General features: G+C 60.3%; 14 protein-coding genes. 3 read left to right on the top strand and 11 right to left on the bottom strand.

What is annotated here, in order from left to right:
* From JWR14_RS15875 to argB, 3 genes are all read right to left on the bottom strand, one after another.
* A partial coding sequence (locus JWR14_RS15875) for an alpha/beta fold hydrolase (RefSeq protein WP_299708353.1) occupies positions 1-550 on the bottom strand: 550 nt, incomplete at its 3' end.
* Between the two features lie 318 nt (positions 551-868).
* The gene (locus JWR14_RS15870; protein WP_299708351.1) at positions 869-1,624 is read right to left on the bottom strand and encodes a pyrimidine 5'-nucleotidase; all 756 of its coding nucleotides are present in this window, start codon (positions 1,622-1,624) and stop codon (positions 869-871) included.
* A gap of 16 nt (positions 1,625-1,640) precedes the next feature.
* Positions 1,641-2,540, bottom strand: coding sequence for an acetylglutamate kinase (gene argB, locus JWR14_RS15865; RefSeq protein WP_047895360.1), 900 nt, complete (start codon positions 2,538-2,540; stop codon positions 1,641-1,643).
* Between the two features lie 257 nt (positions 2,541-2,797).
* On the opposite strand from argB, the gene JWR14_RS15860 reads away from it, so the two are divergent.
* Positions 2,798-2,992: a cysteine-rich CWC family protein gene (locus JWR14_RS15860; protein ID WP_299708345.1), complete on the top strand. Its 195-nt coding sequence runs from the start codon at positions 2,798-2,800 to the stop codon at positions 2,990-2,992.
* Between the two features lie 153 nt (positions 2,993-3,145).
* On the opposite strand, the gene JWR14_RS15855 is transcribed toward JWR14_RS15860, so the two are convergent.
* Positions 3,146-4,855: a tetratricopeptide repeat protein gene (locus JWR14_RS15855; protein ID WP_299708343.1), complete on the bottom strand. Its 1,710-nt coding sequence runs from the start codon at positions 4,853-4,855 to the stop codon at positions 3,146-3,148.
* A 108-nt stretch (positions 4,856-4,963) separates the two neighbouring features.
* On the opposite strand from JWR14_RS15855, the gene JWR14_RS15850 reads away from it, so the two are divergent.
* Positions 4,964-6,334, top strand: a complete 1,371-nt coding sequence (locus tag JWR14_RS15850; protein ID WP_299708360.1) for an ATP-binding protein — start codon at positions 4,964-4,966, stop codon at positions 6,332-6,334.
* Complete coding sequence (locus tag JWR14_RS15845) at positions 6,331-6,873, top strand: response regulator transcription factor (RefSeq protein WP_047895363.1); 543 nt, start codon at positions 6,331-6,333, stop codon at positions 6,871-6,873. Before JWR14_RS15850 ends, JWR14_RS15845 begins: the two co-directional genes overlap by 4 nt.
* A gap of 89 nt (positions 6,874-6,962) precedes the next feature.
* On the opposite strand, the gene hslU is transcribed toward JWR14_RS15845, so the two are convergent.
* The 7 genes from hslU to JWR14_RS15810 all read right to left on the bottom strand — a co-directional run bounded on the left by hslU (position 6,963) and on the right by JWR14_RS15810 (position 14,785).
* Positions 6,963-8,303: an ATP-dependent protease ATPase subunit HslU gene (hslU, locus tag JWR14_RS15840; protein ID WP_299708338.1), complete on the bottom strand. Its 1,341-nt coding sequence runs from the start codon at positions 8,301-8,303 to the stop codon at positions 6,963-6,965.
* A 43-nt stretch (positions 8,304-8,346) separates the two neighbouring features.
* Positions 8,347-8,883 carry an ATP-dependent protease subunit HslV gene (gene hslV / locus JWR14_RS15835; RefSeq protein ID WP_089166516.1) on the bottom strand — a complete coding sequence of 179 codons (537 nt, stop codon included), beginning with the start codon at positions 8,881-8,883 and terminating at the stop codon, positions 8,347-8,349.
* A 428-nt stretch (positions 8,884-9,311) separates the two neighbouring features.
* Positions 9,312-9,731 carry an RNA polymerase-binding protein DksA gene (dksA, locus tag JWR14_RS15830; RefSeq protein WP_089166517.1) on the bottom strand — a complete coding sequence of 140 codons (420 nt, stop codon included), beginning with the start codon at positions 9,729-9,731 and terminating at the stop codon, positions 9,312-9,314.
* 734 nt (positions 9,732-10,465) lie between these two features.
* Positions 10,466-11,551, bottom strand: coding sequence for a GTP-binding protein (locus JWR14_RS15825; protein ID WP_299708333.1), 1,086 nt, complete (start codon positions 11,549-11,551; stop codon positions 10,466-10,468).
* A gap of 183 nt (positions 11,552-11,734) precedes the next feature.
* A complete protein-coding gene (locus JWR14_RS15820; protein WP_299708331.1) occupies positions 11,735-12,937 on the bottom strand; it encodes a class I SAM-dependent rRNA methyltransferase in 1,203 nt (400 codons plus the stop codon).
* A 191-nt stretch (positions 12,938-13,128) separates the two neighbouring features.
* Complete coding sequence (gene xerC, locus JWR14_RS15815) at positions 13,129-14,064, bottom strand: tyrosine recombinase XerC (protein WP_299708329.1); 936 nt, start codon at positions 14,062-14,064, stop codon at positions 13,129-13,131.
* A 1-nt stretch (position 14,065) separates the two neighbouring features.
* Positions 14,066-14,785, bottom strand: coding sequence for a DUF484 family protein (locus tag JWR14_RS15810; protein WP_158934156.1), 720 nt, complete (start codon positions 14,783-14,785; stop codon positions 14,066-14,068).
* Positions 14,786-14,970 lie beyond the last annotated feature (185 nt).

Raw genomic sequence — 14,970 nt, 5'->3', positions numbered from 1 at the left:
TCTGCGCGGAGAGTTTGGGCGTCGATGCCACCACAATGCAGTGCGCCACGCGATCCGGATACATCATGCTCCAAGCCAACGCCTGCATGCCGCCGAGGCTGCCGCCCATGACAGCGGCGAAGCGTTCAATACCGTATAGATCCGCCACGCGCGCCTGCGCGTGAACCCAGTCTTCAACGGTGACCACGGGGAAACTCGCGCCGTAGGGTTTGCCGGTGACGGCGTTCACGCTCATCGGGCCGGTCGACCCAAAACACGAGCCGAGGTTGTTGATGCCGATGACAAAAAACCGGTTGGTATCGAGCGGCTTGCCCGGACCCACCATGTTGTCCCACCAGCCGACGTTCTTGGGGTCATCGGCATAGACGCCCGCCACGTGGTGCGAGGCGTTCAGCGCATGGCAGACGAGCACCGCGTTCGAGCGGGCGGCGTTGAGCGTGCCGTAGGTTTCGACGACGAGATCATAGTCACCGAGCAAGCTGCCATTTTGCATGCGCAGCGGTTCAGTGAAATGCAGTGTTTGGGGAGTGACGATGCCGATTGATTCCATTCATTCCGCCTAGAGAAAACAGGGCGGCTAAACGGCGTCGGCGATGCGCTGAGACAGATAAGCGGCGCGGCTGACAACCTCTTTAGCCGCATTTATAGTGAACCGGGTCAGGGTTCGCGCGCCCGCAATCGAGTCAGCAAATCGGCGCGTTGAATCAAATCAAGATAGCGATGAAGTATATCGGAAAAACGGGAAAGGGCGCTACGGAGGCTGGGAACGGCGAGGTCAGGCGATGACGTTTGAAGTCCGTACTACTTTAGCTTTCGAGTTTTTCGGGTTAATCGCGCGTTGATCGCCTGCGACGAAATACGCTTGGGTCTAGCTGAGACCGCGCAGGCCTTTTAAGGACCGGATCTTTAGATCGACGTAATGGGGACGGCCGCTGCTCGGGGACCGAAGTGACTTCCCTCCGCTGGCATTTAAAACCGATGGCAAATGCCCCGTGATCCACACCGTGCGAATACCCAAGCGCTTATAGCGTTTCAAATGTCCGCGCGTATCTTCAACGAGGACCGCATCGGCGAGCGGCACTTTAGCGCGCCGCATCGCGCGTCGAAGCATTGAAGCATCGGGCTTCGCGCGCCAATAACCGCTTCGATCCTGCATATCCTCGATCGCAATTACGCGTTCAAACAGCTTGGCAATACCCAGTTCGTTGAGCACAGCGTGGGCATAAATTGAAGGCCCGTTGGTCAACACGATCTTGCGTCCCGGAAGCCCGCGGATCATTCGCGCGAGGCCGCGTTCGGCACGAACCATGGATCCGAGATCGGCGAAGTCATGCACGACATGCAGGAAGTCCGCGGCATCGACGGGATGATGGCGCACCAGGCCGAGCAGGGTCGCGCCGTATCGCTGCGTATAACCGGTGCGCAACCGGTTGGCTTCGTCAACATCCACGCCCAACCGGTCGATGATGTACTGCGTCATCCCGCGATTGATCGCGGGGAAAATCGCATGCGACGCGTGATGCAGTGTGTTGTCGAGATCGAATAACCAGACGGGTCGCTTGTGCGTGTTCAACCGGCGTCGTGAGGGACGCAAATGCTCAACCCGAACACCGGTGGAATCCATGCTTAACGATTCACGTTCAATGTGAGCGAATCATCGTCCCGAACGGCTGTTCGGTCAGGATCTCGAGCAGCACCGAATGCTCGATTCGCCCATCGATAATATGCACCGAGCGCACGCCGCTCTTCGCCGCGTCGAGCGCCGATGAAATCTTCGGCAGCATGCCGCCGGATATGGTGCCGTCGGCAAACAACGCGTCAATCTCGCGCGCCGAGAGATCGGTCAGCAGATTGCCTTCCTTGTCCATTACGCCGGGGATATTCGTCATCATCACGAGCTTCTCGGCGTTCAGCACCACGGCCAACTTGCCCGCGACCAGATCGGCGTTGATGTTGTACGACAAACCATCTTCACCGAAGCCGATTGGCGAGATGACCGGAATGAACGCGTCGTCTTGCAGCGCCTTCACGACAGCCGGATTGATGGCCTCGACTTCGCCCACCTGACCGATGTCGATGAATTCGCCCGGGTTGTCGCGATCCGGCATCAGCAGCTTACGCGCGTGGATCAGGCCGCCATCCTTGCCGGTGAGGCCGACCGCATGGCCGCCGAAATGGTTGATCAGCGTGACGATGTCCTGCTGCACTTCGCCGCCGAGCACCCATTCGACCACTTCCATTGTCTCTTCGTCGGTGACGCGCATGCCCTGGATAAACGTGCCCTGCTTGCCGATCTTCTTGAGCGCCTGGTCGATCTGCGGACCCCCGCCGTGCACGATCACCGGATTGATGCCGACCAGCTTCAGCAAGATCACGTCGCGCGCGAAGCCCTGTTTCAGGCGCTCCTCGGTCATGGCATTGCCGCCGTATTTGATCACGATCGTCTTGCCGTGATACTGGCGAATATAGGGCAACGCCTCGGCCAGGATTTCGGCTTTCAGGGTCGGCGCGATCTGCGTAAGGTCGGGAAGCTCGGACATGGCGGCGATAAGGCGAGGAGCAGTTTAAACAGGCGGAATTGTACAGGACTGACGCGCTGCATCATGCGTTTCCGATAGCATTCCGATGACGGATGAAAGTTAGCCTTTGCTCGCGCCAGTATGGGATTGGCGCGTGAAATAATAATGCGATCGAGCGTGCGTGGGCGGTTCGAAACGTGGCGCTTCGGCAACGGCCGCGTCGTGCGCAATGCGGCTCTTGAGTGTGTGCTCCGTTTTCAAAAGGCTTGGCCCCAATCATGAGTTCCACCGATCCCACTCCTCAACGCTGCGCTCTGTGCGGAGCGTTTTTCCGCTGTGCCCAGCAAACCGGCGACGCGCAGTGCTGGTGCGCTGCGCTTCCGGCTTTGCCGGCCGGGCGCCTGAATCCGGACATGACGTGTCTTTGCCCGGATTGTTTGCGTGAAGAAACGCAACGTAGCATAAACATGTGAAGGGCGCGTTCGTCGCTGAGTTGCTGGAAGGGGCGAGCAGGTGGTTCTCATGTCGGCGGAACGGCCTGAGTGGAGGAATCCAGCACGTAAAAAAAGCGGTGATTCGTTGCCGGATCCCCGCTTTTTTGCTGACTTGAACCCCGTAGTGCGTACTTACGTGGCTGCTTTCTTCGCCGCCCGCTTACGCGGCGCCGCACCCGTATGCGTTGCCGCGAGTGCGGCCAGATCGCGCGCGACGTTATCCATCACCGGCTCCCACTTCGAGAATTCCTCCTGCCTGTACAAGGTCGCCGTCGGATACCACGGGCTGTCAGTGCGCCCCAGTTGCCAGACCCAGTGCGGATTGGTGTCGAGGAGAATCCAGGTCGGCTTGCCGAGCGCTGCCGCCAGATGCGCCACGCTCGTGCAAACGGTAATGACGAGATCGAGTGAATCGATGAACGCCGCGGTGTCGTCGAACGTTTCAAACTTGCCGGTGCGGTCCGCGATCTCGAAGCCACTGTCCCGCGCCGTGGATACTGCGCCCGATGCCTCCTTCTGCAGCGAGAAGAACGCCGCGTTCTCGATCCCGCTGAACGCTTTCGCATACCGTTCGATGCCCACGCTGCGGAACATGTTGCGCTGATGGCCTTCGCTGCCGCTCCATACAAGACCGACACGCAGGCGTTTGTCGGCGGCGAATTCGGCGCGCCAGTCGGCGGCGAGGTCGGCATCGGCGGAAAGATACGCGCGCTTCGCCGGAATGGTGTCCGCGTCGATGCCGAAATGCAGCGGCAGGCTCAGCAGCGGGAAATGGAAGTCAAACTCGGGCAGCGGCCCGTCGTGCGGCAGGCATTCGACGCCTTTCGGCGCCATGCGCGCCATCAGCGGATGCACTGCTTTGAACGCAGCCCACACGAGCGTGCCGCCCTGTGCGTGAACCTTTTTCGCGAGCATGGGGACGAAACGCGAGAACTGCAGCGCGTCGCCGAAACCTTGCTCACCCCACAACAACAAGGTCTTGCCCCGCAATGCTTCGCCGTTCCATCGCGGCACCGGGAACTCGGGATACGAATTGCGCAGTTCGCTTGAACCGTCCCAGCGAGCCTCGAAATTGGCCCATCCACGCGCGTAATTCCCCTGCACGAGATCGAGAATGGAAAGATTGAACGGAAGACGCGGCATTCCGGGCGCGATATTGACCGCCGCTTCGGCGGCTGCAGTGGCCTCCGGCCAGCGCTGCGCTTCTTTCAACGCGAGACTGTAGTTCGACAACGCGAGCGAATTCGACGGATTGATCTCAACCGAACGCTTGCCGGCCGCAAGCGCCCGCTCGAGTTGCCGGCGGCGTGGATACACGCGCGACAGATTCGTCCACGCTTCGATATCGTCGGCATTTGCGGCGACGGCTTCTTCCAGCATGGTCAGTGTTTTGTCTTCGCTGCCCGTGAGTTCGTACGCGACCGCGAGATTGTTGCGCAGGGTCGGGACGGCCGGATTGATTGCGTGGGCGCGTTCGTAGAAGGGAATCGCATCGGCGTGACGGTTGGCGAGCTGGAGCGCATAACCGAGATGCCAGAGCGCCAGCGCGTGTTGCGGATGACGATCAACAAGTTGAGCCGCGAGCTGAATGCCGTCGCCAATGCGATTCTGCTTCAGCATTGCATCGATCAGGTCAAGGCCTGTCTCGGGCTGGTCAGGTTGCAACATCATGGCGGCCTGCAGCCACACGGCGCGCTCGACCTGATTGCCTTGCGCGTTCATGCTGCGAGCGTTGTCAATGAACGCGTTCAGCGCACGCGGGATAATGGTGTCTTGAACGGCGCCGGTTTGCGGCGCTTCGCTGAGAAGCTGATTGGGGCGGGAGGATAGGCTGTTAGTCATTTTGTGTATGCGGCCTGGCCGCCCTGTACGAGACAACGCTAGATGGTGCGGCAAGCGGCTAAGTCCAACCATTAGACTATTCTGAAATTTGAGGTGAAATTCACCGAGATGCATCGAATAACGAACACAGGCCGCGTCAATCTCGGTCACCTGTTTTGGCTTCGCAGTCTTGCGATCATCGGTCAACTGCTTACGATCGCCGTCGTACAGGCGTTTTACGGCGCGCATCTCCCCTTAGCGGCCATGCTGACCATTGTCGCTCTGGAGATATTGTTCAACGCGCTGACATGGGTACGCGTTGCGCGTGCGCAGCCTGAAACGAATCTCGAACTGTTCGGGCAGCTCTGGGTCGATCTCGGCGCGCTGTCCGCGCTGCTGTTCCTGAGCGGGGGCGCGACGAATCCGTTTGTCACGCTGTATCTCCCGTCGCTCGCGATTGCCGCTGCCGTGCTGCCGTGGCGTCTGACAATCTGGCTCGCGTTGTTCGCGGTCGTCTGTTATTCGCTGCTGACGGTCAGCTACGTGCCGCTGAATATGGAAGATCCGCTGAATTTGTTCGAGTATTTCCGCATCGGGCTGTGGGTGAACTTCATGGTGAGCGTTGGGTTGATCGGCTGGTTCGTGGCGCGGATGTCGCGGGCGCTGCGTGCGCGCGATTTCGCGCTGGCCGACGCGCAGGAGCGGCTTCTGCGTGACGAGCGCGCCGTGGCGCTGGGTGTCCAGGCGGCAACGGTTGCGCATGAAATTGGCACGCCGCTGTCGACCATCGCGATGCTGAGTGAGGAGTTACGCGATTCCGCCCGTCACGACCCGAATCTCGCCCCCTATTGCGCTGATATCGAACTTCTCGAGCAGCAAATGACGTTGTGCACGTCCGCGCTCGCACGCCTGCGCAGTCGCGCGACCGGACCCGCGCCGCGGCAGCCGCTGGATGACTGGCTGCATGGGTTTGTCGAACAATGGCGGTTACGCCATCCGCACGTGCGTTTTGAGTTGATTGAGTCGGCACATGAGGCGGAACATGAATCGGAAGATGAAACGGAGGAGCGCAAGCGCGCGGGGCAGTTTCTGAGTGATCCCGTCGCGGTAGGGCAAATACTGACCATTCTGCTGGATAATGCGGCGCGGGCCAGCAGCGATTCGGTGACGCTCGCGACGTCGGCGAGCCGGCATCTTGGCGAGCCTGTGATTCAATTCGATATCCGCGATCAGGGCCCCGGCATTCCGGCGGCATTGAGAGGCTCGCTCGGCGCGATGCCCGTCGACAGTACGCAAGGCGGCCACGGTGTCGGCTTGTATCTGGCATTCTCAGCGGCAACGCGGCTTGGCGGGTCGATCGAACTCACGCCAGCCAACCCGCACGGTACGCACGCCATCTTGCGTCTCGCCGACACAAGCGCCCCAGGATCGCGGGAAAAAGCAGCAAGGACGGGCCGCGGCGGCGTCGCCGCTTCCGTCACTACGGAGAAAAGAGCATGAGCGATACAAATTTTTTGGTCATCGACGACGACGAGGTGTTCTCGGGCATTCTCGCGCGCGGTCTGACACGGCGCGGCTATACGCCGCATCAGGCGCATGACGCCGCCACGGCGTTGAGATTGGCGAACACGCAGAAGTTCGGCCAGATCACGGTCGATCTGCACCTCGGCAACGATTCCGGGTTGACGCTCGTCGCGCCTTTGCGCGATCTTCAGCCCGATGCACGGATTCTCGTGTTGACGGGCTATGCGAGCATTGCGACGGCGGTTCAGGCTGTGAAAGATGGCGCCGATAACTATCTGGCGAAGCCGGCGAACGTTGAGACAATCCTCTCCGCGTTGCAGGAAGAAGCCAGCGAGCAGACGGCCGAAGAGGCTATCGAGCACCCGGCGCTGCTGTCGGTCGCGCGGCTGGAGTGGGAGCATATCCAGCGCGTGCTGGCCGAGAACAGCGGCAATATTTCAGCCACGGCGCGAGCGTTGAACATGCATCGCCGGACACTGCAGCGCAAGCTGGCGAAGAAACCCGTGCGGCAATAAACGTTATGTAGAACGTAAAAGGGCGGCTCCTTTGATTTCAGCGCGTTGCTGGAATCAAAGGAGCCGCCCTTTCTCTGATTGAGCGCGCTTTACAGCACGTAGCGCGACAAATCTTCGTCTTCGGCTACATCGTTCAGCGCTTTGTCGACATAAGCGGCATCGATCTTCACCGGATGACCCGTGTGATTGCCGGCAGCAAACGACACTTCTTCGAGCAGCTTTTCGATCACGGTATAAAGCCGCCGCGCACCGATATTCTCCGTCTTCTCGTTCACCGAAAAGGCGATTTCAGCCATCCGGCGAATACCGTCTGTGCTGAAATCCAGCTCGACATCTTCGGTCGCCAGCAACGCCGTGTATTGCTTCACAAGACTGGCGTCGGTCGTATTCAGAATGGATTCGAAATCTTCCACGGACAGCGAATCCAGCTCGACGCGAATCGGAAAACGCCCTTGCAGTTCGGGGATCAGGTCGCTCGGCTTGGCCAGATGGAACGCACCGCTGGCGATAAACAGGATGTGATCCGTCTTGATCATCCCGTATTTCGTATTGATGGTGGTGCCTTCCACGAGCGGCAGCAGATCGCGCTGCACGCCAGCCCGCGACACTTCCGCGCCGCCCGTTTCACTGCGCGAAGCGATCTTGTCGATCTCGTCCAGGAACACAATGCCGTTCTGCTCGACGTTCTGAATTGCCTTGGTCTTGACCTCTTCGTCATTGAGCAGCTTGCCGGCTTCCTCGTCGGTGAGCAGCTTCAGCGCGTCCTTGACCTTCACCTTGCGCTGCGTCTTCTTGCCGCCGCCGATATTCGCAAACATGGAACGGATCTGGTCGGTCATCTCCTCCATGCCCGGCGGCCCCATGATGTCCATGGTTGCTTGCGGCGCCTCAATGTCGATCTCCACTTCCTTGTCGTCGAGCAGGCCTTCGCGCAGGCGCTTGCGGAACGTCTGGCGCGTGCTGTTCGCGCTGTCGTCCTGCAACTCGGCCGTGGCGAAACCCGCCGTCGGCCGCGCGCTCGGCAGCAGGATGTCCAGGATCCGGTCCTCGGCGCGGTCGATGGCCCGCGAACGCACTTTGCGCATCTCGGATTCACGCGTCTGCTTGACCGAAATTTCGATCAGGTCACGCACGATGCTGTCCACATCGCGACCCACGTAGCCGACCTCGGTGAACTTCGTTGCCTCGATCTTGATGAACGGCGCGTCGGCGAGTTTCGCCAGGCGTCGCGCGATTTCCGTCTTGCCGACGCCGGTCGGTCCGATCATCAGGATGTTCTTCGGGGTGATTTCCTGGCGCAGCGGCTCGGCGACTTGCTGACGCCGCCACCGGTTGCGCAACGCGACAGCGACCGCTTTTTTCGCGCGGCCCTGGCCGATGATGTGTTTATCGAGTTCCGAGACGATCTCGGCGGGAGTCATTGTGCTCATCGTTGGTCCTTGTCCTGTGCTCGCGTTTTACGCGAAAGCCCTGTTACTCGATCGTCTCGATGACGCGATTGTGGTTCGTATAAATGCACATATCGCCCGCGATGGTGAGTGCCTTTTCGACGATATCGCGTGGCGAGAGTTCGGTGTTTTCGGTGAGCGCTTGCGCCGCGGCCTGCGCGTACGCACCGCCCGAGCCGATCGCACAAATGCCGTTTTCCGGATCGAGCACGTCGCCGTTACCCGTGATAACGAGCGTGGTTTGCGCGTCGGCGGCAATCAGCATGGCTTCGAGCCGGCGCAGCATGCGGTCGGTGCGCCAGTCTTTCGCGAGCTCGACGGCGGCGCGCGTCAGGTTGCCCTGGTGCTTTTCCAACTTGGCTTCGAAGCGGTCGAGCAGAGAAAATGCGTCGGCCGTGCCGCCCGCGAAACCGACCAGGACCTTGCCGCCATAGATGCGGCGCACTTTCTTTGCGCCGCCTTTCATCACGATATTGCCGAGGGTGACCTGGCCGTCGCCACCGAGGGCGACCTTGTCACCGCGTCGTACGGAGACGATGGTCGTGCCGTGAAATTGTTCCATGTGCATTCCTTTGAAAGCGGAGTGGGCGCGGCAGCCGGTTGACTGGTATGCCGCCGCGCCGCCGGCGAATCCTTTGGGAGCGTGAGGAGGCCGGGTGCGCTGCAATGTTGCGCTCCAGCGGACATTCGCCACGCCCGCGCCACGAGAGCGCGTCCAGTTCATTTTAGGGCGCGGTGGAATTTATCAAGGCGCTTCTTGTGGCATCTTGTGTGCGTTGACCATTGGGACATGTTTGTGGCTCACCCGCGCGACGGAACACGCCTTGCCGGGCGAAAAACGCCGCATAAAAACAAAAAGGCACACGATTTTTCGTGTGCCTTTTGTGTTTCCGAACGTAGTTTCGAGCGCTTTCTAACCTCTTCGAACCAAATCCCGGCCGGCAGGTTTCCCGCCGCGACCGAGGCCGCGGCGAACGCTGCTCCGGCAGATCAGTCGCCGAACAGCTTCTGGCGCAGTTCGCGTCGTTCCTGCGCTTCGAGCGAGAGCGTCGCCGTCGGGCGCGCGATCAGGCGCGGAATGCCAATCGGCTCGCCCGTTTCCTCGCACCAGCCGTAGTCGCCCGACTCGATACGCGCAAGCGACTGCTGCACTTTCTTCAGCAGTTTACGTTCGCGGTCGCGCGTGCGCAGTTCGAGTGCGTGCTCTTCCTCGATCGTCGCGCGATCGGCCGGATCCGGAACGATGACCGTTTCCCGCAGGTTTTCCGTCGTCTGGCCCGCATTCTTGAGAATGTCGGCCTGCAACTGTTCCAGTCGGACCCTGAAGAACGCGAGTTGATCCTCGTTCATGTAATCCTTGTCGGCCATCTTCTGGATTTCGTCTTCAGTCAACAATCGTTTCGTCGTCATCTGGCTTGCTTCTTCAATGTGGGGCGATGTCGTTCGCCATCTTCGCGGTCGCTCGCCGCGCTCGCCGCCGCCGTCGTTCGGATTACCCGCACGCCGGCGATATTCGCCAACAATTACTGCATGCACTTACTACGCTAAACGGGCTGCGACTCTCGCGACGCTGGACGGCGCCACGAGGGGCCAATTTCATCTAGAGCACCGCATCCAGACCAATTCCTCTAGACTGATTTTCAAGCGATTCGACCGGTGCCCGATGTTCGGAACAACACCTTGCTTCTCACTTCATCCTTCACTTCTACACTTTCACTTCAGTAGCAATTGCGCCGGGCTTTGTAGTCAAGGCTTGGCGGTGCACCGGATTCTCCAGTGGGGCTGTATTGTAACTGAATCGCAATTGCGTACTACACCTGAGCAAAACACCGGCGCAATTCGTTCGTTATCTCAAAAATATAACGCGCTGACGTTTAAAAAGCGATGGTTCTTGGTGGTCGTGAACACATATTGCAACGACGTTCATCGCGGAAAAGCGCCGGCTCCTGGAAGCGCAGCGATTTTAGCCTCGCTACCGTGTCGGCATGGTTGCGCTTCAGGGGAGAAATAGCGAGAACTGTGCCGGAAACGGAGGTTTCGGATTGGGCGGCGGCGCGAAGCCGCCATGAGAGGGCCTCGCGTTTCGCCGGTTTCTTCGGTTTCGCCGGTTCCTTCAGCGTGTTCAGCTTTTTCCGCGTTTTCGATCAGACCAGGCAGGCGGTCAGGCCATCGATGATCAAATCCTGCGGCAGTTCAATGCCAATGAAAACCATCTTGCTGTTCTTCTTTTCGATCGGTTGCCATTTCGCGGCAAGATCGCTGCCCATCATTTGGTGCACGCCCTGGAACACGACCTTGCGATCGACGCCCTTCATATACAGCACGCCTTTGTACCGCAGCAGGCGCTCGCCGTAGATCTGCAGGATGCCGCCGAGGAAATCTTCGAGCCGGTTGGGATCGAAGGCGCGGTCGCTGCGGAACACAAACGACTTGATCTTGTCGTCGTGATGCGCGTGGTGATGGTTCGCGTGGCCATGCTCATGGTCGTGGCTGTGATCGTGGCCACAGGTGGCGTGGTCGTGATCGTCGTCGTGCGCATGGTCGTGCCCGGCGTGATCGTGGTCATGGGCGTGATCGTCTTCCGCCAGGAAATCCGGATCGATTTCGAGCTTCGAGTTCAGGTTGAAGCCGCGCAGATCGAAGATTTCCTTGATGTCCGCTTCGCCAAAATTCACCACTTTGATCGCTGCACGCGGGTTCATGTGAACCAAGCGGTGCTTGAGCGCGTCGAGCGCGGCAGCGTCGACCAGGTCAGACTTCGTGATGAACAGGCGGTCCGCGAAACCTACCTGGCGCTGCACGACTTCGTGCTCGTCAAGCTGATGGTTGGCGTGCTTTGCATCGACCAGCGTGATGATTGCGTCGAGCAGGAATTCGTCGGCGATGGCGTTGTCCATGAAAAACGTCTGAGCGACCGGACCCGGATTCGCAAGTCCCGTCGTCTCGATGACCACGCGATCGAAGTTCAGCGTGCCGGCCTTCTTGCGATCGGCGAGATCTTCAAGCGCGCGGGCGAGGTCGCCGCGGATCGTGCAGCAGATACAGCCGTTGCTCATCTGGATGATCTGCTCGTTCGTTTCCTGGACGAGGATCTCGTTGTCGATATTTTCTTCGCCGAACTCGTTCTCGATCACGGCGATCTTCATGCCGTGCTTGTCGTTCAGGATGCGCTTGAGCAGAGTGGTTTTGCCGCTGCCTAGAAAGCCGGTCAGGATGGTAACGGGAATCATGGTGGTCGCCCTGTTCTTTAAAGTCGAAGGATCGTGCGGCATGTTTTCAGGCTGGGGGCGTGATCTGAGACGCCTGCGCACGCCCGAAAACATGCAGTCGGTCGATTATTGAAACATATTTGTCAAACGGACGCTTTGTGCTCCCTGGAACGCGCGTTGTCCGAGGCGTTCAACTATGGGCGATCACGCGATTTGCAACAATAGGCCTTTCAGGTATTCCCCTTCGGGAAACGCGGTTAAAAGCGGGTGATCGACCCCTGCGCCAAGGCGCTTCAGGATACGCGCGTCAACTTTCGCGTCGGCCGCGGCGCCTGCCACGATCTTCTGGAACAGATCGGCGTCAATAGCGCCCGAGCACGAATAAGTGAACAGCAGGCCGCCCGGGCGCAACAGTTTGAAGCCGGTGAGGTTGATGTCCTTGTACGCGCGCGCGGCGCGGTCCACGTGTTCCCGCGAAGGTGCGAACTTGGGCGGATCCAGCACGATCAGGTCGAAGCGGTCACCTTCCTCATGCAAGCGGCGCAAGGTCTTGAACGCGTCGGCGTCGAGCCATTCGGCGCGTTGCGGGTCGAAACCGTTCGCCGTGACGTTTTGCTGGGCGAGCGCCAGCGCGTCGCCGGAGGAGTCGATCGATACCACGCGTTTTGCACCGCCTTTCAACGCCGCCAGCGAAAAGCCGCCGGTGTAGCAGAAGCAGTTGAGCACGTCACGGTCGTCGGCGTACTGGCGCACGAGCGCGCGATTGTCGCGTTGATCGATGTAGAAGCCCGTTTTATGGCCCCGTTCGACGTCGATGTGATACCGCACGCCGCCTTCGTTCGCGATCAGGGTGACCGGGGGCGGATCGCCGGCCAGCACGCCGGTGATCTGTTCGAGCCCTTCCTTCTGGCGGATCGACACGTCCGAGCGTTCATACACGTTCGGACAGCCGGTCGCGCCGATCAGCGCTTGCACGATCGCCTCTTTCCAGTGTTCCACGCCCGTCGCCATGAACTGGCAGACCAACTGGCCACGCTGGCTTTCATCGTCCGCGATGTAGTAATCGACGATCAAGCCCGGCAGCCCGTCCGCTTCGCCGAAAATCAGTCGCGTGGCGCCGGTGTCGCGCACCATTGTTTGCCGGTGCGCGATCGCCCGTTGTACCCGCCGCTTGAAAAACGCATGATCGATGGGCTCGCTTTCGTCGAAACTCCAGACGCGGGCGCGAATCTGCGAGATCGGGCTGTACGACGCGCGCGCTAGAAATCGGCCATCGTGGCCCCGGATCAGCACGGTTGAACCGGGCGTGGGCTTGCCTTCCACGTGTTCGATCGCGTTGGCATAGATCCACGGATGGCGGCGCGCAAGCGACTTTTCGTTCGCCGGTTTCAGCGTAATGATGTTCATTCGGGTCTTCGGTGAAAGCGCTGACTGAACGGGGATGTAAACGCTAGCGAGGGTATCGGGCCGCGTTTCTATTTCTGTTGTTTCTATCAGCAGCGAGAGAATCTGGAGGTTACGCCGGTTTCACGGTGAGTCAGCCACGTTTTTGAGCGCAGCGTCGCGCCGGCATCTTGTTGCTTACAGCCAGTGCTGGCTCAGCCGCGTTTTTTTGCGCGCGGATGCGTCTGGTCGTAGACGCGAGCCAGATGCTGGAAATCGAGTGACGTATAAACCTGCGTAGCCGCGATACTTGCGTGGCCGAGCAGTTCCTGCACGGCCCGAAGGTCGCCGCTGGATTGCAGCACGTGCGTGGCGAACGAATGCCGCAAGACGTGCGGATGCACATTCGACGGTACGCCGGCCAGCAAAGCCATGCGTTTCACCCGATCACGGACCACGTTCGGCGACATCCGATTGCCACGCACAGACAGAAACAGCGCATGCGGATCGTCTTTCACAAATTGCCCGCGCACTTCAATCCACGCGCGCAGCGCGGTGATCGCCTTGCTGCCCACGGGCACGGACCGCCGCCGGTTTCCCTTGCCGAGCACATTGACTTCGGTGCTGGCGAGGTCGAGCCAGCCGGCCGACAAATAGCCTTCGGATTGCACAAAATGCACGTCCAGCCCGACCAGTTCGGCGAGCCGCAAGCCGGACGAATAGAACAATTCGAGTATGGCGTGGTCCCGCAGCGCTTCAGGTGTATCGCCCTGGGGCGCTTCCATCAGCGCGTTGGCGTCATCGACGGAAAGTGCCTTGGGCAAGGACTTCGCGCGTTTCGGCGCGCGCACGGTCGCGACCGGATTGGCTTGCATTTCAACCTGCTCAGCAAGCCACCGATAAAACGCCCGCCACGCCGATAACCGATGCGCAATTGAGCGCGCCGACAATCCGCCGCCGTGAGCCCGGGCTACAGCGCCCCGCATGTCAGTGGCGGTCAGCGACTCCAGCGCCCGGCCGTTCGCCAGCTTCTTTAGCTCTTCGAGTTCGTGCGTATAACCGCGCAACGTGTGGTCCGATAACCGTCGCTCGTGCTCGAGCATCGAAAGATAGGCGGTTACCGGATCGCCGGCCGCCGGATCGTCGGTCATGTCAGTGGGGCAGCAAGCGGCTGAGCGCGGCGCTGGCGAGTGTGCCGATCTGTGTAAGGAAGTCGGTGGCCATACCTTCGTGGAACCGGCGCGGATCGGGCGAACCCATGACCAGCAAGCCGAATGCGGGCGCTTCGGGACCAGCCGACGGGTCACGCAGCGCGAGCAGCGCGATGGATTCAGTGGTGTTGGCGGTATCGACGACACCATCGGTTGTAGCCGATGCCACCGAGACCGAACTCGCCGATGTCAGCCACTGGGCGGCCTCGAAGCCAGTGTTCGGTCCGCAATACGGCGTGGTCAGGCCGCTCGTGAAGGAGCGGACTTCCTCGCTCGTGGTTCTCGCGAATTCAGCTTGCGCGTAGGGTTCCGCGACATCCCACACCCGCAGCGCGGCTTGCGGCACCTCGAAGATTTCACACAGGCCAGCCGGAATGGTTTTCGGCAACGCATGCGGATCGCGCTCGGACATCACGCGTATGGTCCATCGATGAAACTTCGCGGCAATGCTGTCGTTCTCATGTCCGTAACGAAGCAATTCGGCCAGCCGGCGTTCGATCTGCTTGTTCTTGTCGCGCAGCATTTGCATCTGGCGCTCTTGCAGCGACACTGCCGACTTGCCATGCGGATTGGACAGCCGGATCGCGCCCAGCAACTCGGCGTGTTCGGCAAAGAAATCAGGATTCGCAATCAGGTAATCGGCGACTTCGCGTTCGTTCATGGTATCGGGCAGCATCGGGTTCCTGACGGTCAGTCGGCGTGAGCGAGTGTGGAATCATGCTCGATCTCGCCTTCGAATACGGTGGTGGCGGGGCCAGCCATGAAGAGCGGCGCCTCGGCGTTGTGCGCGCCATCCCAAGCGATGGTCAGCATGCCGCCGTGGGTCTGGACCTGCACCGGCGAGTC

Source organism: Caballeronia sp. (assembly GCF_028292365.1).
Lineage (GTDB): Bacteria > Pseudomonadota > Gammaproteobacteria > Burkholderiales > Burkholderiaceae > Caballeronia.
This window is presented reverse-complemented; position numbering and strand designations above follow the sequence as displayed.